Annotated in this window: 17 protein-coding genes; all 17 read left to right on the top strand. The window is 52.6% G+C overall.

Annotated features, from left to right (window positions below; all coding sequences use genetic code 11):
• The first annotated feature begins 34 nt into the window (after nt 1-34).
• Nucleotides 35-988, top strand: coding sequence for a 16S rRNA (cytosine(1402)-N(4))-methyltransferase RsmH (gene rsmH, locus BMX45_RS26085; RefSeq protein WP_090913105.1), 954 nt, complete (start codon nt 35-37; stop codon nt 986-988).
• A gap of 33 nt (nt 989-1,021) precedes the next feature.
• Nucleotides 1,022-1,435: a hypothetical protein gene (locus BMX45_RS26080; protein ID WP_009590826.1), complete on the top strand. Its 414-nt coding sequence runs from the start codon at nt 1,022-1,024 to the stop codon at nt 1,433-1,435.
• Between the two features lie 18 nt (nt 1,436-1,453).
• On the top strand, nt 1,454-3,760 hold the full coding sequence (locus BMX45_RS26075) for a penicillin-binding transpeptidase domain-containing protein (protein WP_090913103.1): 2,307 nt from the start codon (nt 1,454-1,456) through the stop codon (nt 3,758-3,760).
• Between the two features lie 86 nt (nt 3,761-3,846).
• Nucleotides 3,847-5,790, top strand: a complete 1,944-nt coding sequence (locus tag BMX45_RS26070) for a stage V sporulation protein D (RefSeq protein WP_090913101.1) — start codon at nt 3,847-3,849, stop codon at nt 5,788-5,790.
• Between the two features lie 61 nt (nt 5,791-5,851).
• Nucleotides 5,852-7,336, top strand: coding sequence for a UDP-N-acetylmuramoyl-L-alanyl-D-glutamate--2,6-diaminopimelate ligase (locus BMX45_RS26065; RefSeq protein WP_090913099.1), 1,485 nt, complete (start codon nt 5,852-5,854; stop codon nt 7,334-7,336).
• Nucleotides 7,336-8,757: a UDP-N-acetylmuramoyl-tripeptide--D-alanyl-D-alanine ligase gene (gene murF / locus BMX45_RS26060; RefSeq protein WP_090913098.1), complete on the top strand. Its 1,422-nt coding sequence runs from the start codon at nt 7,336-7,338 to the stop codon at nt 8,755-8,757. The genes BMX45_RS26065 and murF overlap by 1 nt, the downstream gene beginning before the upstream one ends.
• A 4-nt stretch (nt 8,758-8,761) precedes the next feature.
• Entirely contained in the window at nt 8,762-9,727 is a 966-nt protein-coding gene (gene mraY, locus BMX45_RS26055; RefSeq protein ID WP_090913096.1) for a phospho-N-acetylmuramoyl-pentapeptide-transferase, read from the top strand.
• Nucleotides 9,728-9,730: 3 nt separating this feature from the next.
• Entirely contained in the window at nt 9,731-11,164 is a 1,434-nt protein-coding gene (gene murD / locus BMX45_RS26050; protein ID WP_090913094.1) for a UDP-N-acetylmuramoyl-L-alanine--D-glutamate ligase, read from the top strand.
• 49 nt (nt 11,165-11,213) lie between these two features.
• Nucleotides 11,214-12,311, top strand: coding sequence for a stage V sporulation protein E (spoVE, locus tag BMX45_RS26045; RefSeq protein ID WP_090913093.1), 1,098 nt, complete (start codon nt 11,214-11,216; stop codon nt 12,309-12,311).
• 5 nt (nt 12,312-12,316) lie between these two features.
• Nucleotides 12,317-13,426: an undecaprenyldiphospho-muramoylpentapeptide beta-N-acetylglucosaminyltransferase gene (murG, locus tag BMX45_RS26040; RefSeq protein ID WP_009589637.1), complete on the top strand. Its 1,110-nt coding sequence runs from the start codon at nt 12,317-12,319 to the stop codon at nt 13,424-13,426.
• 158 nt (nt 13,427-13,584) lie between these two features.
• Entirely contained in the window at nt 13,585-14,490 is a 906-nt protein-coding gene (murB, locus tag BMX45_RS26035; RefSeq protein WP_015734237.1) for a UDP-N-acetylmuramate dehydrogenase, read from the top strand.
• 16 nt (nt 14,491-14,506) lie between these two features.
• A complete protein-coding gene (gene murA / locus BMX45_RS26030) occupies nt 14,507-15,790 on the top strand; it encodes a UDP-N-acetylglucosamine 1-carboxyvinyltransferase (protein WP_009589613.1) in 1,284 nt (427 codons plus the stop codon).
• A gap of 58 nt (nt 15,791-15,848) precedes the next feature.
• Nucleotides 15,849-16,604, top strand: a complete 756-nt coding sequence (locus BMX45_RS26025) for a cell division protein FtsQ/DivIB (protein WP_090913125.1) — start codon at nt 15,849-15,851, stop codon at nt 16,602-16,604.
• Nucleotides 16,605-16,819: 215 nt separating this feature from the next.
• Complete coding sequence (gene ftsA, locus BMX45_RS26020; RefSeq protein WP_009589690.1) at nt 16,820-18,103, top strand: cell division protein FtsA; 1,284 nt, start codon at nt 16,820-16,822, stop codon at nt 18,101-18,103.
• A 57-nt stretch (nt 18,104-18,160) separates the two neighbouring features.
• On the top strand, nt 18,161-19,288 hold the full coding sequence (gene ftsZ / locus BMX45_RS26015; RefSeq protein ID WP_090913091.1) for a cell division protein FtsZ: 1,128 nt from the start codon (nt 18,161-18,163) through the stop codon (nt 19,286-19,288).
• A 388-nt stretch (nt 19,289-19,676) separates the two neighbouring features.
• Complete coding sequence (spoIIGA, locus tag BMX45_RS26010; RefSeq protein ID WP_254778269.1) at nt 19,677-20,690, top strand: sigma-E processing peptidase SpoIIGA; 1,014 nt, start codon at nt 19,677-19,679, stop codon at nt 20,688-20,690.
• A gap of 169 nt (nt 20,691-20,859) precedes the next feature.
• On the top strand, nt 20,860-21,582 hold the full coding sequence (sigE, locus tag BMX45_RS26005; RefSeq protein WP_009589674.1) for an RNA polymerase sporulation sigma factor SigE: 723 nt from the start codon (nt 20,860-20,862) through the stop codon (nt 21,580-21,582).
• Nucleotides 21,583-21,609 lie beyond the last annotated feature (27 nt).

Genomic DNA, 21,609 nt, shown 5'->3' with positions numbered 1-21,609 from the left:
AATCAGGAATGAGACACAATGGAGGGCTGCAGCTTTGTTCCATCACATCACAGTGCTTAAGCAAGAAGCGACAGAAGGGCTGCGCATCAAACCAGACGGTATATATGTTGACTGTACGCTCGGGGGAGCGGGGCACAGCTCGCTCATTGCTTCCCAACTAAGTTCGAAAGGCCGGTTGATCGCTTTGGATCAGGACGACTGGGCATTGAATAACGCCCGGGAGGCCATGAAGCCTTATGCGGACCGGATCACCCTCGTTAAGACCAATTTTCGCGATTTGGAGAAGGTGCTCCGAAGCGAAGTGGGGGCTGGCGAGAACGGGCAGCCGCAAGTTGACGGTATACTGTTCGATTTGGGCGTATCTTCTCCGCAATTTGATGAAGGGGAGAGAGGGTTTAGCTACAATCATGATGCCCCGCTGGATATGCGGATGGATCAATCCGCCGAGCTTACAGCAGCCAAGATTGTAAACGAATGGCCGGAACAGGAAATCGCGCGGATATTGTACCAATACGGCGAAGAGAAGTTCTCAAGGCGGATTGCCAAGGTCATCGTTGAAAGAAGGGCACAGAGTCCTATTCAGACAACCGGAGAGCTTGTCGAAATGATTAAGGAAGGGATACCGGCCGCGGCTCGAAGAACGGGCGGCCACCCGGCGAAGCGAAGCTTTCAAGCATTTCGCATCGCGGTAAACGATGAGCTGGGCGCTTTCGAGGATGCGCTTCATCAAGCCGTAAGATGTCTTGCGCCGGGAGGAAGGGTCTCGGTGATTACGTTCCACTCGCTCGAAGACCGGATATGCAAGCAGATTTTTAACAGTTACATTCCCAAGTGCACGTGCCCTCCAGACTTTCCGATGTGCGTATGCGGAGGCGGCCAAGGCGATCTGAAACTGGTAAACCGTAAACCGCTTATTCCGTCGGCGGAAGAAATTGAGAGTAATCCAAGGGCGCGTTCGGCGAAGCTGCGGATTGCGGAGAAACTGTAGAAACATCAAATCCCTGAAGAAGGAGAATCAGCCATGGCTTACACGCGCGGCAATTTAGCCGTACAGGAGAGACAGAAGGAAACGCAGCAGTCCGCTTATCTCGAGAAGACCAAAGTCGTTAAACGTCGTTCCCAGCTTCCGCAAAAAGAAAAGCTGCTGTATTTGTTGTCCGTGGTGTTCGTGGTTGCCGTCATGGGCGTCATCGGCATGAGTCATGTTCATTCCTATGACCTGAACCGGCAGATCCAGGCGACGGAGAACAAGATATTGGATGCGAAGCGGAATATTAATCAACTTCAGGTAGAAAAGCAAACGCTGGAGATGCAGGTATTGGACAAGGCGAAAGAGCTTGGTTATGTGCCGATTGAGGACGATAACATGATCCATCTATCACCTGTCTCGGGAGCAACCGGGACACAGGATTCAGACTCGGGACAAAATGATTGAAGTGTGAGGTTTTGACCGATGATTAAAAAAATCAAACTGCGTACCGTGCTAATAGGGGGATGTATAACCCTCTTTTTTGCTTTATTGATTGGTCGGGTATTTTGGCTGCAGGTGATCGATAACGACTTCTGGAAGGAACAAGCCTTAGCGAAATGGTCCAGAACCCAGGACTTGCCGGCATCCCGCGGTACGATCATGGACCGGGACGGCGACATCCTGGCCATGGACGCCCCCGCTTTCACGGTCATAGTAAATCCTGCGGTCATCCAGGCTAACGGCTTGGAGAATGAGGTCGTTAAAGGGCTGCACGAAACCCTCGGCAAGGATGAGGATAAGCTTCGTGAAATGGTTCAAGCCAAAGGCAAGGATGGGGAATACCTGAAGGGCGTGGAAGTCCGCAACGAAGGATGGAAGATCAGCCAGGAGAAGATGGAAGAGGTTAAAGCGTTCAGCCAAAGCTTGAACGATAAATTGAAGGCCGCAGGCAAAGTTCCCGATTCGGGCATCGGCTTTCAACGGGAGCAGAAACGCTTCTATCCCAAAGAGACATTGGCTGCGCATATGCTGGGTTATACCGATCGTCAAGGACAGGGGATCGGAGGCATTGAGCAGTTTTATGACGAGATGCTGAAGGGGACCGACGGCTTCGCTTCTTACAAGAGCGACAAGAAGGGAGTCAAGCTGCCCAGCGAGGATGATTTATACCAGCCTGCAATAAATGGGAAAAATTTAGTGCTGACGACCGACGATACAATCCAGTATTATATCGAGGAAGCGATGCGCGACACGTATAACCAATATAAACCAATCAGTATGACGGTGATCGCGGCGGATCCGAACACGATGGAAATACTGGGGATGGCCAACATGCCGACTTTTGATCCCAATACATATTCGAAGTGGAATCAAAAGAATTTTATCAACCATGCCGTGCGGTCCATCTATGAGCCGGGATCGACCTTCAAAATTGTAACCCTGGCCAGCGCAGTGCAGGAAAAGCTGTTTAATCCGGGTGATATCTATCAATCCGGATCCATCAGGGCGGGGGGAAGAACCCACCGGGACATTAACAGCGTAGGGTGGGGCCCGATCACCTACCTGGAAGGCGTGAAGAGGTCCAGTAATGTGGCTTTCGTAAAATTGGGCTACGAAATGCTCGGCAAAGAGCGGTTTACCAATTATATTCGGGAGTTCGGTTTTACCGAGAAAACGAATATTGACCTGCCGGGGGAAATTCTCGGCACCTTGAACATGATCTATGATTCCGATATTTCAACCATGACCTACGGTTACGCCGTATCCGTAACGCCGATTCAACAAATTGCGGCCATTTCGGCCGTTGCCAACGGCGGCAAGCTCATGGAGCCGCATATGGTGAAGGAGATCGAGGACCCCAACACGGGCGAGGTTCAGAAAATCGAGCCGAAAGTCGTGCGTCAGGTCATATCTCCCGAAGCCGCAAGAGAAACGGGGACTTACCTTGAGCAAGTCGTAGCCGACCAATTAAACGGCACAGGCAAGCTTGCGTATATCGACGGCTACCGTGTTGCGGGCAAAACCGGTACCGCCATTAAATCCGGCGGCGGATATAAAGACCGTTCGAAACAGGTGGTTTCGTTCATCGGGTACGCTCCCGTCGAGAACCCGAAGATCGCCGTGCTGGTCATTATCGACGAGCCGAACGTGGAGAAGGGCGGCGGCGCGCTGGCGGCACCGATATTCAAGGAAATCGTCTCCAAGTCATTGAATTATTGGGGCGTTCCCAAATCGAATGCTACTCAGGATAAAGAACAATCGAATCCGGGCACGGCGCCGAAGGATTCCCTTAAAGCACCTGACTTTACGGGGATGAAGCTCAGCGATGTAAAGGCCAAGCTGCTGAAGGACGGAGTTGCGTTTGAGACATTGGGCAATGGAAGCACCGTGAAGGAGCAGTATCCGCCCGCAAATGCGATCATCAGCGTTGGACAGCGCATTTATCTTCTTACAGAGGACAGCCCATCGATGAAAATCCCGAATTTAGAAGGAGAATCGCTTAGGGACGCCATGGAGGTGCTCACCTTGATGAAAGTCAAGGTGAACGTTCAGGGCGAGGGTTTTGTTGCATCGCAATTGGAAGCCAAAGAGAATGGCCAGCGGATCGTGCAATTAACGCTGAAATCGGCTCAAGAACTGATAACGGGGAACAGCAGCACCGATGAAACCTCCTCCGCTGGAAACGAAAATGCGAACGGGGAAGAAACCGGCGAGAAAGAGACGGGAGGAACCCCCGAAAACGAAGCTGAAACAAACGACCAAGGACAAGGCGATACAGAAGGGGAATAGCTTGTTCTAACCCGGGTTTGTCCCGAATACTCATGTGAAGAACGCATATCATGAGCTTTCGGGTTCAAACAGGGAGGGAAGCTTAGGTGAAAGTATCCAAGGTATCGCAGCGGAGAAGGCTGCTCTGGAGCCTGCTGCTGCTGCTCCTGCTGTTCTCTGCGCTGATCGTCAGACTGGCCTATGTGCAGATCGGGAAAGGCGCGGAGTTGTCGGCGAAGGCGGAGGATCTCTGGCGCCGCGACATTCCGTTTGCGGCACAGCGGGGTGAAATTCTGGACCGTAACGGAACCGCATTGGTTACGAATATAACGACACCGACCATTTGGGCGATTCCTGTACAAATCAAAGATCCGGACCATACAGCCGAGACGTTGGCCGGGCTGATCAGCATGGACAAGGCCGATATCAAGAAGATCATTACGAAACGTTCGAGGTTGGAACGGATAAATCCCGGTGGACGAAAAATTACGATGGAGCTGGCTCAGGAAATTCGTGATTTGAAGCTGCCGGGTATCGTTGTTGCTGAGGATAACAAACGGTATTATCCCTTCGGCGATCTCGCGGCCCATATTTTGGGGTTTACGGGAGCCTACAGCCAGGGACTCACCGGTCTGGAAGCCATGCATGACGACAAGCTGAAGGGCTTCGAAGGCGGAATATCCTACTTGTCCGATGCGGGCGGAAGAATCATGCCGGGCTCCTCGGAGAAATACGTAGAGCCCCGCGACGGTCTGAATCTGGAGCTGACGATCGATAAATCGATTCAGTCCATCATGGAGCGTGAGCTTGACCAGGCCATGGTGAAATACCAGGCGAATGGAGCATGGTCGATTGCCATGAATCCGAAGACGGGCGAGATTTTGGCGATGGCCAGCAGGCCGGGGTACTCCCCAGCCAACTATCAGGAATTTTCAGCGGAGACCTACAATCGCAACTTGCCGATCTGGATGACCTATGAGCCGGGCTCGACGTTCAAGATTATTACGCTTGCCGCTGCCCTCGAAGAGGACAAGGTCGATCTGAAGAATGACCATTTCTTCGACAGCGGGGCGGTAGAGGTCGGCGGAGCCAGGCTGCGCTGCTGGAAGAAAGGCGGACATGGCAGTCAAACCTTCATGGAGGTTGTGCAGAACTCCTGCAACCCGGGCTTTGTGGCATTGGGCCAGAAGCTGGGTAAGGAAAGCCTGTTCCAGTATATCCGGGATTTCGGCTTTGGAGCGAAGACGGGCATCGATTTGAACGGGGAAGAGAACGGCATTCTGTTCAAGCTCGATAACGTTGGCCCTGTGGAGCTGGCCACAACGGCGTTTGGCCAAGGCGTATCGGTTACGCCGATCCAGCAGGTTGCGGCCGTGTCCGCCGCCATTAACGGCGGTAAGCTGTTCAAGCCGCACGTCGCCAAGGCTTGGGTCAATCCGGAGACGGGCGAGACGGTTGAGGAAATCAAACCGGAACTCGTCAGACAAGTAATTTCGGAGGAAACCTCCAAGCAAGTACGCGAGGCACTCGAAAGCGTCGTCGCCAAAGGAACCGGACGTCCGGCCTTTATCGACGGTTATCGTGTGGGAGGGAAGACCGGTACCGCCCAGAAGGTGATTAACGGCCGTTACTCGTCAACCGAGCATATCGTCTCCTTCATCGGATTCGCGCCGGCCGATGATCCGGAAATCGTGGTGTACACGGCGGTGGATAACCCGAAAGGCATACAGTTCGGCGGCGTCGTGGCAGCCCCGATCGTGCAGAATATCCTGGAGGATGCGCTGCACTATATGAACGTCCCGCCGCGCAAAGATCAGCTTGCCCGCGAATACAAGTACGGCGAGACGCCGACCGTGACCGTACCGAACCTGGTCGGTGCAACCGTTCAGGATCTGTATGAGGACTTGAATATGAACTTCATGCTGGCCAAGTCCGGAACCGGCAATACGGTAATTTCCCAGGCGCCGAAGCCGGGAAGCCGGGTGGAGCGAGGGTCCACCATTCGGATTTACATGGGTGAAGACCCGGGGGAATCCAAGCACCAACACTAAGGCATCATCCGGTCGGCAAGCGAAGGTCGGATGATGCAGATATATAGAGAGAGGGATAACAATGAACTTAAAGCAATTATCATCCGTATTGGCCGCTGCTGTTATCGAGGGATCCGGAGATGTTGAAATTACGGGGATAGAAACAGACTCCAGACAAGTGAAGCCGGGGGATTTGTTCATTTGCCTGCCGGGCCATACGGTGGATGGACACCAGTTTGCAGCCCAGGCCGCCGACAAAGGCGCCGCGGCGCTGGTCGTTGAACGCAAACTGGAGGTTGACCTCCCGCAGGTCATCGTGAAAGACAGCCGCTTCGCGATGGCGGGTTTGGCGAACGCCTTTTATCATCAGCCGAGCTCCCGCATGAAGATGATCGGCGTAACCGGTACGAACGGCAAGACAACGACAACGTATTTGATCGAGACGATCATGAACGATTTCGGGTTGAAAACCGGATTGATCGGCACGATTCAGATGAAATACGGCGGCCAGTCCTTCCCGATGCCGAGAACGACGCCCGAGGCGCTGGAGCTTCAGCGTTACTTGAACGATATGGCCAATGCAGGCACCGCGTGCTGCGTGATGGAGGTATCCTCGCATGCGCTCGAACAGGGACGCGTGAAGGGAACGGATTTCCGGACGGCCATCTTCACGAATCTGACCCAGGACCATCTGGACTATCATCACACGATGGAAGAATACCGGTCCGCAAAAGGGTTATTTTTCTCCCGGCTGGGCAACGCTTTTGCCAAGGATGAATCCGCGCGCAAATATGCCGTCCTGAATGCGGATGACGATGCTTCGGCATATTTCGCCAAGCAGACAGCGGCGGAAGTGATAACCTACGGTTTGGGTGAAGATGCGGATGTGCGGGCGAGCAACATATCGATCACCGCGCAAGGCACCTCGTTCCATGTGGATACGTTCCGCGGCAGTGCGGACATTTCGATTCGAATGGTAGGAAAATTCAACGTGTATAACGCCATGGCTGCGATCGCGGCTGCGCTCCTGGAAGGTGTGCCGCTCGAAGATATCAAGAACAGTCTGGAATCCGTGCCCGGAGTCGATGGCCGCGTTGAGGTCGTAGATGAAGGCCAGCCGTATGCCGTGATCGTGGATTATGCCCATACGCCGGACGGACTTGAAAATGTGCTCCGCACCGTCAATGAATTCGCGGAAGGCAGGGTGCTCACCGTATTCGGCTGCGGGGGCGACCGGGACCGGACCAAACGGCCGATCATGGGTAAAATCGCTGCGAAATACAGCGATGTTGTACTGGTAACTTCCGATAATCCCCGTACCGAGGATCCGGAGTTGATATTGAAGGATATCGAGGCGGGATTGGTCGAGGACGGTGTGGCAACCGAAAGCTACAAGCTCATCGTCGATCGCCGGAAAGCGATCGAAAAGGCTATTGAAATGGCAAGCCCGGGCGATGTAGTATTGATTGCGGGGAAAGGTCATGAGACCTATCAGCTGATTGCGGGCGAAGTGCTTGATTTTGACGACCGCATCGTAGCCAAAGACGCGATAAGGGGCAGACAATAGTGATCCATAAATCATTAAAGAGCATCGCCGACATGTGCGGCGGAACGCTCTCACGTAACCAAGATGATAACCTCATCATTCAAGGAGTCGGTACCGACTCCCGAACCATACAGCCGGGCAACCTGTTTGTTCCGATTGTCGGCGAGAAGTTTGACGGGCATGAATTCGTGGATAGTGTGCTCGCCGGCGGAGCCGGCGCGGCATTCTGGCAGAGGGATCATCAGCCGGTTCCCGCCGACCTTCCGCTCATTCTCGTGGAGGATACGTTAAAGGCGCTCCAGTTACTTGCGGCGGCCTATTTGTCCGAGAGCAAAGCCAAGGTGGTGGGCATAACCGGCAGCAACGGCAAAACCACCGTGAAGGACATGGTGTCGGCACTGCTTGAAACCACGTATAACGTTCACAAAACGCAAGGCAATTATAATAATCATATCGGGCTTCCGTTAACCGTGCTGGCCATGAAGGAAGACACCGACATTATCGTGCTTGAGATGGGCATGAGCGGACGTCATGAAATCGAGTTGCTATCGAACATAGCCCGTCCGGATTTAACCGTGATCACCAATGTCGGGGAAGCGCATTTGCTGCAGCTCGGTTCCCGGGAAGAAATCGCGCGGGCCAAGCTTGAGATTATCAGCGGCATGAAGCCTGGTGGTTTGCTGATCTATCATGGGGATGAACCTCTGATCCGTCAGGTGCTTGCTGAAGAGGCAACGGTGAAACCTGAGGGGCTGCGTACGTTTACGTTTGGAAATCAAGATACCAATGACGATTATCCGACGGGACTCATGTTCCATGCCAGAGGAATCATATTTACTTCCAGTCGGCATGCAGGCGAAGGCTTCAGCCTGCCGCTCCTCGGCCGCCACAATGTGGTGAATGCCCTGGCAGCCATGGCTGTGGCGGACCATCTGGGCATTGGCGATGAAGCCATTCGCAGCGGGTTTGCCCATCTGAAGCTGTCGAGCATGCGGATCGAAGCCGTAGAGACCGCGTTTGGGGTAACCGTGCTGAACGATGCCTACAACTCCAGCCCGACGGCGGTGAAGGCGGCTGTAGACGTGCTTGGCGATATGAAGGGCTACCGCCGCCGGATCGCCGTGCTCGGGGACATGCTGGAACTTGGTCAGCGGGAAGAGTCATTCCATGCCGAGATCGGAGATTATTTATCTCCGGACAATGCGGATCTGGTGTTCACCTACGGCCCGTTGTCTCTTCATACGGCTGATAAAGCGAAAGCCCGCTTCCCGGAAGGGGCCGTGCTTTCATTTACGGATAAAGAGAAGCTGATCGAAGCCCTGTTGGAGCAAGTTACGGAGAAGGATATCGTATTGGTGAAAGCCTCGCGCGGCATGAGGCTGGAGCACGTGGTTGATGCCTTGAAGGCACTGCCGGGCAGCAACAACGGAGTGAGGGGGTGAGCTGATGGACTTTCAATTGCTGTTATTGACAATCGGTGTAGCGTTTGTGCTTGCGGTGATATCGGCTCCGCTGCTCATTCCGCTGCTGCGGCGTATGAAGTTCGGCCAGCAGGTCAGGAACGACGGTCCGCAGAGCCACTTGAAAAAAGCCGGGACGCCAACGATGGGCGGCGTCGTCATTCTTCTAGCTTTTACACTGACTTATATTAAACTTTCGCCTGTCGATACCGATTTCTACGTGCTGATCGTAGCCACGCTCGGTTTCGGTTTGATCGGCTTTCTTGACGATTACATCAAAATCGTGTTTCGCAGATCATTAGGACTTACGGCCCGGCAGAAGCTGTTTGGACAGCTTCTGTTTTCCGGTATGATGTGCTGGCTGTTGATTTCCAACGGCCACAGCACGGCAATCAGCGTCCCGGGCATGGATTGGTCCTTTGATTGGGGCCCATGGTTCTATTATCCGTTCATCGTGGTCATGATGCTTGCAATCAGCAACGCAGTCAATTTCACCGACGGATTGGACGGCCTGCTGTCCGGCGTCAGCGCGATTGCCTTTGGCGCCTATGCCATCGTCGCGATCCAGTCCACCTCGTTCGCGGCGGCGTTCTGCGCGGCTGCCATGATTGGCGCGGTGCTCGGGTTTCTGGTATTTAACGCTCATCCCGCGAAGGTGTTCATGGGAGATACGGGTTCATTAGGCATCGGCGGTGCCATCGGCGCCATTGCCATCGTAACCAAGAGTGAGCTGCTGTTCCTGATCATTGGAGGGGTCTTCGTCATCGAGATGCTATCTGTTGTGCTTCAGGTGATTTCCTTCAAAACCCGGGGCAAACGAATATTCAAAATGAGCCCGATCCACCACCATTACGAATTATCCGGGTGGTCGGAGTGGCGCGTTGTTTTTACATTTTGGGCCGTGGGACTGGTACTTGCGGGACTCGGACTCTATATCAACAAGGGGTTGTAACATATGAAGCAGCTAGATGATTATCGGGATAAGCGTATCGTCGTGTTGGGTCTTGCCAAAAGCGGAGTGCAGGTAGCCAAGGTGCTGCATCAGGCCGGCGCCTCCGTCATTGTGAATGATCGAAAGGAAAGAGAACAGTGTCCTGAAGCCTCGGAGCTCGAGGCTTTGGGTATTTCTGTTATTTGCGGCGGGCATCCCGATGACCTCATTCATCCCGGCGTGTCGCTCCTTGTCAAAAACCCGGGAATTCCATATTCGGTTCCGCCTGTCCAAAAGGCGATCGAGCTTGAAATTCCTATCGTGACCGAGGTTGAAATCGCCTATCACTTGTGTGAAGCTCCGATAATCGGCATCACGGGCTCGAACGGCAAAACAACCACGACGACTTGGGTAGGCAAGATGCTGGAAAGCGCCGGCCTTTCTCCGATCGTTGCCGGCAATATCGGCACGCCCCTATCCGAGGCTGCTGCGACAGCCACCGAACATGACTGGATGGTCGTGGAGCTGAGCAGTTTTCAGCTAAAAGGAACGGAGGCGTTCCGGCCGCGCATTTCCTGCCTCCTCAACGTGACGGAAACGCATCTGGATTACCATGGCGGAATGGATGATTATGTGGCATCCAAAGCCAAGCTGTTTGCTAACCAGACTTCGGAGGATACCGCTGTGCTCAATTGGGATGATCCCGTGTGCAGAAACCTTGTCCCGTATATCAAGGCGCACATCGTGCCTTTTTCGATGAGCGAGAGCCTTCGTGAAGGGGTTCACATCACGCCGCCATATGCTCCCGGTGCCCAGGATTCGGACGAAGACGATCAGGGGCGCAGAATCATTTATACAGACGGCGAAGGGTTTACCCATGAGATCATCCGTGTGGAGAACATCGGACTGCCGGGAAGATTCAATGTGGGGAACGCAATGGCGGCTTGTGCCATCGCCATAGCGGCGGGCGTTGCCCCCGATAAGCTGGAGGAAGCTTTAGCCAGCTTCCGCGGCGTTGAGCATCGCCTGGAATTTGTGGCGGAGCTTCAAGGCGTATCCTATTACAACAATTCCAAGGCAACCAATTCCAAGGCGACGCATATGGCCTTGACTTCGTTTAAGGAACCTGTCGTTTTGATCGCGGGAGGGCTTGACCGGGGCTCGGATTACGAGGAACTGATCCCATCCATGCAAGGGCGGGTGAAAGCGGTGGTGCTTCTTGGCGAAACCAGGGAGAAGATCGCGAATGCTGCCGCCAAGGCCGGATTAAAGGACATCATCCTCGTCGATAATGGGGAGGACGCCGCTTCGACATTGACCTCGGCTGTCCGGAAGGCTGCCGGTCTGGCGGAGAGCGGAGACATCGTTCTCCTTTCCCCCGCGTGCGCGAGCTGGGACATGTTTCCTTCCTATGAGGCGCGAGGACGCATTTTTAAAGAGGCGGTGCATAACCTTTAAGTAGGGGGGTGGAAAAGCCCCTACTAAGGATGTACGAGGTGGCCTTTCCATGAACAAGAACCGCCAGGCGCCCGATCTGTGGCTGCTTATCTGTATTTTGGCCCTGCTGGCCATCGGAATCGTCATGGTATACAGTGCAGGTTCCGTCCTCGCTTTTCATGACTATGGCGATAAGTTTTATTTTGTGAAGCGTCAGCTGTTTTTTGCCTGTCTGGGGCTTGCTGCCATGTACTTCACATCGAGGATCGATTTTCGGGTTTGGAAGAAATACAGCAAGATTGCGCTGCTGGTCTGCTTTTTTTTGCTTATTATCGTATTGATTCCTGGCATCGGCGTTGTTCGCGGCGGGGCCAGAAGCTGGCTGGGCATCAGCTCGTTCGGCATTCAGCCCTCCGAGTTCATGAAGCTGGGCATGATTCTGTTTCTATCGCGCTGGCTTAGCAAGCAAGACTATGATATTACATCCTTTACCAGAGGGCTGATGCCGCCGCTAGGTTTAATCGGACTGGCATTCGGGCTGATCATGCTCCAGCCTGATTTGGGTACGGGCGCCGTTATGCTCGGTGCTGCGATGATGATCGTATTTACGGCAGGAGCACGGATGAAGCATCTGGGCTTTCTCGCATTAGGCGGGATAGCCGGATTCATAGGCTTGATTCTGACGGCTCCCTACCGGCTGAAGCGGATAACCGGCTTTCTTGATCCATGGTCCGATCCGCTCGGCGCAGGCTACCAGATCATCCAATCTCTCTATGCGATAGGGCCGGGCGGACTCGGCGGACTCGGACTAGGCATGAGCCGTCAGAAGTACGCTTATGTGCCTGAACCGCAGACTGATTTTATTTTTTCGATCCTGGCCGAAGAGCTGGGGTTCATCGGCGGCTTGATTGTACTGCTCTTGTTCGCCGCCTTGGTGTGGCGGGGCATGAGGGTGGCCATGACGGTTACCGACGGCTTTGGCAGTCTGCTGGCCGTAGGGATCGTAGGCATGGTCAGCATCCAGGTCGTCATCAATATCGGCGTCGTTATCGGTTTGATGCCGGTGACAGGGATTACGCTGCCGCTCATCAGTTACGGAGGCAGCTCGCTGACGCTGATGCTGACGGCGCTCGGCATTCTATTAAATATTTCCCGTTATGCGAGGTGAAGGGTATGCGTGTCGTTTTGACCGGCGGCGGAACGGGGGGGCATATTTACCCCGCCGTTGCCATAGCAAGACAATGTGAGAAGGAAGATCCGAAGACGGAGTTTTTATATATCGGAGGCGAGCGAGGCCTAGAAAGCAAGCTGGTACCCCAAGAGAAGCTGCCGTTCGAGAGCATCGATATCACGGGGTTCCGGCGCAAGCTGTCGATGGACAACGTGAAGACGATCATGCGTTTTTTCAAAGGCGTAAAGCGATCGAAGGCCCTACTGAAGGAGTTTAAGCCCGATGTCGTGATCGGGACGGGTGGATATGTGTGCGGCCCTGTCGTTTACGCCGCCGCGAAGCTGGGAATACCGACCATGATTCATGAGCAGAACGCGATTCCGGGCCTGACCAACCAATTCCTCAGCCGATATGCGGATACGGTTGCCGTCAGTTTTGAAGGAACGGAGTCTTCTTTTCCTAAAGCCAAAAGAACGGTATATACAGGAAATCCACGTGCGACAACGGTTTTATCCGCCAATCGTGAACGTGGATTTGCTACGCTCGGCATTCCGGTGGACAGCCAGGTCGTTCTGATCGTCGGCGGAAGCCGGGGAGCCAAGGCGATCAACAACGCGATGATCGGGATGGCGCCGTTCATTCACAAGCTGCCGAACGTCCATTTTGTATTTGTTACGGGCGATACGTATTTCGAGAATACGCGGGAATCCATTCGGTCCCAGCTCGGCACCATGCCGAATCATCTTCATATTTTGCCTTATATTCATAATATGCCGGAAGTGCTTGCGGCTACTTCGCTGATCGTAAACCGTGCGGGAGCCTCATTCCTGGCGGAAATTACATCGCTTGGCATCCCATCCGTCCTTATACCATCACCTAACGTCACCAATAACCACCAGGAGGCGAATGCGAGGCAATTGGAGGAAGCGGGGGCATCCAGCATGATTTTGGAAAAGGACTTGACGGCTGAATCGCTGTTCCGAAAGCTTGAGGAGATCATGACCAACCGCTCCGCAAGGGAGCTGATGTCTGCGGCTTCGAAAGAGCTCGGCAAACCGGACTCGGCAGCCGTCATAACCCAAGAAATCCGCCGGTTAACCGGCAAACGCTAAAACGGCTGGGCGATTGTCACACACCTATGGAGCCTGACATAAGATACTCTATAATCGTGACACACCCATGAGGCCGGCATTACTGACAGCGGCCATCTCTTCATCCAGTTGAAGGAATGGCCTTTTGGTTTTGAAAGTCAAGGGAGGTTTATTAAAAAATGCAGCAGTGGAAATCGCTACTATCAGAGGCCAATGTCGGAGCAGTGCTATGGAATGAACCGCTGGCAAAATATACGACATGGAAAATAGGCGGACCAGCCGATTGCCTGATTGTTCCTGAGAACAAGGAACAGCTCAAGGAACTGGTCACTCTTCTCCATGCCCATCACATACCTTGGACACAGCTGGGTCGCGGTTCAAACATGCTGGTTGCCGATAAAGGGATTCGGGGAGCGGTCATCAAGCTGGGCCAGGGTTTTGAGGAGCTTCGTTTTGACGGAGAGACGGTAACTGCAGGCGGCAGTCTGTCTTTTGTCAAACTTAGTGTTCTGGCCGGAAAACAAGGATTATCCGGGCTCGAATTTGCCGGAGGCATTCCTGGATCGGTCGGAGGGGCCGTCTACATGAATGCGGGTGCCCATGGGTCTGATGTGTCACGCATATTCAAGTCCGCTGACATTGTACTGGAAACAGGGGAATTGGTTACGTATGCTGCGAAAGATATGGCGTTTGATTACCGACACTCCATTCTGCATGAACGAAAAGGGATTGTGACTGAAGCGGTATTTGAGCTCCGTCAAGGAGACCGTAAGGAGATTACAGCTGTTATGGCCTCCTATAAGGACCGTCGCCGGCGTACGCAGCCACTCCAATCCGCAACGGCAGGCAGCGTATTTCGCAACCCGCCCGGCGACCATGCGGCGAGGTTGATCGAGGCTGCCGGTCTCAAGGGCCTGCGGATCGGAGGCGCAGAAGTTTCTTTACAGCATGCCAATTTCATCGAGAACACCGGTCAAGCGACAGCAGAGGACGTGCTCGCTTTGATGGAACGCATCAAGGAAACCATATCGGAGAAGAACGGAATTCAAATGGTGCCTGAGGTGTACGTTCTGGGCGAGCGGTAAACTCGGAGGTGATACATTGGACAAATTGGTGATTGAGGGCGGAAGGCCCCTATCAGGAACCATACGTATCCATGGAGCAAAAAATGCAGCTTTACCTATTCTAGCAGCAAGTCTTCTTGCAGAAGGGACTGTAAGATTAAGCAATGTCCCGCATCTGCTGGATATTGAAGTGATGCTCAGCATTCTCGGCCGTCTCGGCTCCAAATGCAAGCATGAGCTGGAGACGGTGACCGTGGATACCTCGTCGGCCAATTCGTTTCATGTCCCGGAAGATCTAATGAAGCAGATGCGATCCTCCATCTTTTTGATGGGACCTCTGCTGGCCCGTTTTGGTGAAGTGACGATCTACCAGCCCGGAGGCTGCGCGATCGGTGAACGCAAGATCGACCTCCATCTTAAAGGATTGCAGGCGCTTGGTGCGGAAATCGAGGAGAGCAACGATAAAATCCATTGCAGGGCCAGCCGTTTGATCGGAACCGATATTCATCTGGATTTTGCCAGCGTGGGGGCGACGGAGAATATCATGATGGCAGCTGCAACGGCGCTCGGCACGACAGTGCTCACCAATGCCGCGAGAGAGCCTGAAATTCAGGACCTTCAGCATTTCCTGAACAAAATGGGAGCGAACATTATCGGTGCAGGAACGGATACCATAACGATCCATGGCGTGGAGCGCCTGGAGCCTTGCGAGTATGAGATCATTCCGGACCGGATCGTTGCCGGCACCGTCATGATCGCAGCGGCGGTTACCCGCGGCAGCGTAACGCTTACAAAGACCAATCCGTCCCATTTAACTTCCCTTATACATGTGCTGAAGCGCGCCGGTGTTCAAACCAGTATATGCAATGATATAATAAATATAAGCTGCATGAGCCGTCCTAAAGCTGTGGAACGAATCGTGACTTCGCCGTATCCTTCGTTCCCGACTGATTTGCAATCCCAGGTCATGGTCTTGCTGTCCTTGGCCGACGGATTTAGCGTGATGAAAGAGACGGTATTCGAAGGGCGGTTTAAGCATGTGGAGGAACTCTCCCGCATGGGAGCGGACATTTCCACGGATCTGAACTATGCATTCATACGCGGCGTTCAGAGAATTTACGGAGCCACCGTGGAAGCAACCGATCTTCGGGCTGGAGCGGCGCTCGTCATTGCCGGTTTGGCCGCGCAGGGAACGACCGTGGTGGAGCAAGTTCACCATATTGATCGCGGTTATGATCGTATTGAAAACATGTTCCAAGGTTTAGGCGCACGGATCTATCGTCAGTCCCCGGTGCCAAAGCCGCTTGATTTAGCCAATTGAGGTCCTGAGCATCCCCTCCAGGAGGAGGGGATAACAGGTCTTTATGGAGAGAGTGGATATGTCCAAGACACATATGCCTGTCCTGAAGCAGGACAAGCCCAAACCGAAAACGGCCAAAAAAATCATATGGATTCTTTTGCTGCTGTTCGCAGCTCTGCTGACGATCTTGTTTTTCCGGTCGTCGGTCAGCCAAGTTACCGAGATTCATTTTACAGGCAATACGTTTAATACAAATGAGCAGCTTACCAAGCAAAGCGGGCTCCACATCGGAGACCAGTACTTTGGCGTCGACCCCACGCTCGTGCAGGAGCGCCTGATGGAGCTGGGCACGATTAAGACGGCCGAAGTGGTCAAGAGCTTTCCCGGCGAAATCAGTATCGTGGTGACGGAACATCCTACGGTTGCCTATGAGCTGTCCGACAGCGGCGAGCTGCAAGCGATTCTGTCGAGCGGTACCTCGGTTCCCGTCACGGCAAGCGGCATTGCCGTGGAGAAGCCGATTCTGACCAATTGGGATGCGAACGACCCCAACAAGGCCAAGCTCAGCAAAGTACTTGCCGATATTCCGGGCAGCCTGACTTCGGACATTTCGGAGATCATGCCATCGCCAACGTTATCTTTTCCGGACCGGATCAAGATGTACACGCGTTCCAAATTCGAGGTCATTACATCGGTTTCCTTGCTCCGTGACAAGGTGGAGTACTTGAATCAGGTTACGGAAATCGAACGGCCGGGTGTGATTACGATGCTGGAAGCCGATTCTTACGTGCCGTTTGAAGAAGAAGTTGGAGAAGACACTGAGGAAGGGCAATAACCCCCTACTCAGGCATAGGAATAAATGGTACAATTGAAAGTATTGACAACTTGTTTCGGATCTTCTTTTTTGAATGACTTTTACGGCCTGTTATAGCAAATGTTGGCAGTAAAAAAAATGTAGAAAAAAGAGGGAAAGACCCGCGAGTGTTGAATAAGTAGAAATGTATTCTTTATAATCAAAATTAATTTGCTAAAAACAGGAGGTGCCAGGGCTTGAGCAACAATGACATCATTGTTAGTTTGGACATCGGTACATCCAAAGTTCGTGCTATTATTGGGGAAGTTAATAATGGAACCTTTAATATTATTGGAGTTGGATCTGCCGACTCGGAGGGAATTCGCAAAGGTGCAATTGTAGATATCGACCAGACCGTACAATCCATTCGCAGCGCTGTTGATCATGCGGAGCGTATGGTCGGTATTCAAATATCCGAAGTTTATGTCGGCATATCTGGAAATCATATCGGACTTCAATCCAGCCACGGCGTCGTGGCAGTATCGAACGAGGATCGCGAAATTGGTGAAGAGGACATTGACCGCGTGCTGAAGGCAGCGGAAGTCGTTGCGCTTCCTCCCGATCGTGAAATTATCGATGTGGTTGCTAAACAGTTTGTAGTTGACGGTTTGGAAGGAATCTCTGATCCGCGAGGAATGATCGGCGTAAGGCTGGAAGTGGAAGCGACGATTATAACTGGCGCCAAAACGGCAATACATAACCTGTTACGCTGCGTGGAGAAATCAGGTCTGAAAGTGAAGGATCTGGTGCTGATACCGCTTGGTGCTGGACAGCTGGCCTTGTCAAAGGACGAGAAAACGATGGGATCCGTGCTGGTCGACGTCGGAGCGGGCTCAACCACGCTGGCTGTGTTCGAGGGAGGCAGCATTGCCGCAACCTCCACGCTTCCGGTAGGCGGAGATTTCGTGACGAATGATATCGCATACGGCCTGCGAACGCTGACGGATCAAGCAGAGAAGGTTAAACTGAAGTACGGGTGCGCGCTGATCGAGAGTGCCGCACACGAAGTAACGTTTAAGGTAACGAGAATTGGAAGCAATGTGGACAAGGAGTTCACTCAAGAGGATCTGGCAGCTATCATAGAGCCTCGCGTTCAGGAAATATTCCAATTAGTGCGCCAAGAAATCAAGCGCTTGGGTTACAGTGAGCTTCCTGGTGGTTATATACTTACTGGGGGCACTATGTCCATGCCTGGTGTGCTGCAGGTGGCACAAAATGAGCTGGCGACTTCCGTACGGATTGCGGTTCCCGATTTTATCGGTGTTCGTGATCCGGGATACTGCAGCGGAGTCGGCATCCTCCATAATGCAATCCGGAACGTACGTGTACGGAATACAGGAGGAAGCAACAACAGCAGCGGAAATAGCAAGAAACCGGTGAACCGCGCTAAGCAGCAAAATCCTGTCGCAGCAACTCAGGAGACCAGCCAGAAGCCGGGATTTATTGAACGCCTGAAAAAGATGTTCAGCGAGTTTATATAGCGGATTCATTCGACTGTGGACGTGCCATCCACGCACATTGAGGGGGAGATGGATTAGATGTTGGAATTTGATTTTGAAATGGAGAGCTTAGCTCAAATAAAAGTAATCGGAGTAGGCGGCGGTGGAAGCAACGCCGTTAACCGAATGATTGAAAATGGTGTGCAAGGCGTTGAATTCATTACGGTCAATACGGATGCTCAGGCACTCCACCTTGCAAAATCCGAACATAAACTGCAAATCGGGGACAAGCTCACTCGCGGTCTTGGTGCAGGCGCCAATCCTGACGTAGGCAAGAAGGCTGCGGAAGAATCCCGTGATTTGATCATGAACACCCTGAAGGGTGCCGATATGGTATTCGTTACAGCCGGTATGGGTGGCGGTACAGGTACTGGAGCTGCGCCAGTCATTGCCGAAATCGCTAAGGAGTGCGGGGCATTAACGGTTGGGGTTGTCACCCGTCCGTTTACGTTCGAAGGACGCAAGCGTGCTTCCCAAGCGGAGCTTGGCATTGAAGCATTGAAAGAGAAAGTGGACACACTCATCGTCATTCCGAATGATCGCTTGCTGGAGATCGTGGATAAGAAGACACCGATGCTGGAAGCGTTCCGAGAAGCTGATAACGTATTGCGTCAGGCCGTTCAGGGCATTTCCGATCTGATCCAAGTGCCGGGTCTGATCAACCTTGACTTTGCCGACGTGAAAACGATCATGACAGAACGCGGCTCGGCTCTGATGGGTATAGGACTGGCTACTGGTGAAAACCGTGCCTCCGAGGCTGCCCGCAAGGCGATCATGAGCCCGCTGCTTGAAACCTCAATCGAAGGTGCTCGCGGTGTCATCATGAATATTACGGGAGGAACCAATCTTTCCTTGTATGAAGTGAATGAAGCGGCCGAGATTGTCACATCTGCTTCTGATCCGGAAGTGAACATGATCTTCGGTGCGATCATTGAGGAAAGCATGAAGGATGAAATCAAGGTAACGGTTATCGCTACCGGCTTTGAGAGCAAGCCTGCTCCAATCCCGCCGGGACGTCGTCCTGCAATGCCGCAAGGGGAACAACAGCAGCAACAGCAGCCGGAAACGGACAAGAGTAATGTGAATCTGAAGCCGTTTGGCAATCAGAGCAATGATCAGCTTGATATTCCTACTTTTCTTCGCAATCGTACCCGCAATAATGATTAATAACGGTAAGCCTGTGCTTCGTCATCATGATGAAGACAGGCTTATTTTTATATCCAAGCCTCGTCATCTTCCTTTTATTTCATATACAAGGCCAACAGCTGATGCTGTCACACTTTCACGAATGAAAGCCCAATCAGCAATTACTGTGGAAATTCCGGATATTCCCCGAGCCTTCCTGCCAAGTTAGAGATTGCCGATAACGCTAAGAGGCTGCTCTTGGTACAGGTCTCTAAAAACTGCCCTTCATCGACAAAAAAAGTCTGAAATCCGCCCACAGGTTTAGACAGACTTTGAATTCTATTCTTCTTATACTAGTAACATCTCCCATAGCCCAGAATTCAACAGAAGGATAACGGTAGAGGATTCTTCGACTAGGCAGGTGAACAACCTGGTTGTTTATATTGATCTCATATTTTTGGCAAACCTCGTCATTGACGCCGTTTTGCTGGCTTTGACCGCCTGGATGCGAAGAGTAAAGCCAACGTGGTGGAGGCTTGCATTATCCTCTGTGATCGGCGCTCTGTATGTCGTCATGATGTTTGTCCCGCAATTGTCGTTTTTGTTTACCTTTCTCATCAAGTTTGGACTATCGTTGATCATGCTGTGGGTGGCTTTCGGCTTTGTAAGCCTGCAGAGCTATCTTCGGAATTTGGGAGCTTTTTATATGGTGAATTTTGCCGCAGCCGGAGGCATTATCGGTTTTCATTATTTGGTCCAAAATTCGGGAGAGTTGTTCAGCGGGATATGGTATACGACATCGGGCGGGCTATCCTTTGAATTGAAGGTGGGATTCTGGTTTGCGTGCATTACCTTTTTTGTAGTTGTATTCGCGTTTAAAGCCGTTCAGACCACGAAACGAAAAACCGAGAGCCGGGAAGCCTTATTGGGAGAAGTGTCCGTATGGATCGGCAGCGCTAAAATAAGCTGTGTGGGTCTGCTTGATACAGGTAACCAATTGAGCGATCCCTTGACGCGCACGCCGGTTATGGTGATGGAAGCAGAACTATGGGAAGCCTACCTGCCCCAGGGATGGAGCAAACAGCTGATGGAGGGGGAACCGGACAAATTAATCATGGGGCTGGCGGCAGAGGAATTCGAATGGCAGGACCGCCTGCGGCTGGTTCCGTATCGCGGCGTCAACCGGGGTGCTGCATTTATGCTTGCGCTGAAGCCTGACATGGTACGAGTCGAGCTGGGGGGATTTGAATACACGGCATCCAAGGTGCTGATTGGTCTTGACGGCGGAACGCTTTCGGGAGACAGGGCATACAGGGCCATCATTCATCCAGCATTGACGGAAGGAGAGGGGACGCTGAAGAATGCACAACCTGCCATAACGGGCGATTCTCAGAATCATGAGGCGACCGGTCTGACATCAGGCGAGGCCAAGACTGCAGGATAATGACAGGTGAAGCCATTTTCATAGTGTTCGAGTCTGTAATCCAACATTTGAGCGATGGATAAGTCTTTGAAAATCTTCATGAAAACCCATCCTTTCCGGATTTGGAGCCTAAAGATGATGTTTATGAAGTCAGTTAAACCTTCGGGAAAACGCATTAGGAGGATAAGAGATGCCCGTTAAATGGAGATTAGCGTTGCAGCTGCAGTATTACCGCGTACTTTTTATGCTGGGTTTGAAGAGTCAGGAAATCTACTATATCGGAGGAAGCGAGGCGCTTCCGCCTCCGCTAACGAAAGAGGAAGAGGAGTTCTTGCTCAAAAAGCTGCCTACCGGCGATGCGGCCACACGGGCCATGCTGATCGAACGTAATCTGCGTCTGGTCGTTTATATCGCCCGCAAATTCGAGAACACCGGCATTAACATCGAAGATTTGGTGTCGATCGGTGCCATCGGTTTGATTAAGGCGGTGAATACGTTTGACCCCGAAAAAAAAATCAAGCTGGCCACGTATGCCTCGCGCTGCATTGAAAACGAAATTTTGATGTACCTGCGCCGGAATAACAAAACACGAAGCGAGGTCTCTTTCGACGAGCCGCTGAATATCGATTGGGACGGCAATGAATTGCTTCTGTCCGACGTATTGGGCACCGAGAACGACACCATCTACCGCAACATCGAGGAACAGGTTGACCGGAAGCTGCTGCAAAAAGCACTCGATAAATTGAGCGACCGGGAACGCATGATTATGGAGCTTCGTTTCGGCCTGCAGGACGGGGAAGAAAAGACGCAAAAAGACGTGGCAGACCTGCTTGGAATCTCGCAATCCTACATTTCCCGATTGGAGAAGAGAATCATTAAACGGCTCCGCAAAGAATTCAACAAGATGGTGTAACTGGAAATCGCAAGGAATAAAATAACC

This window comes from Paenibacillus sp. cl141a (assembly GCF_900109305.1).
Taxonomy (GTDB): Bacteria; Bacillota; Bacilli; order Paenibacillales; family Paenibacillaceae; genus Paenibacillus_AQ; species Paenibacillus_AQ lautus_A.
This window is presented reverse-complemented; position numbering and strand designations above follow the sequence as displayed.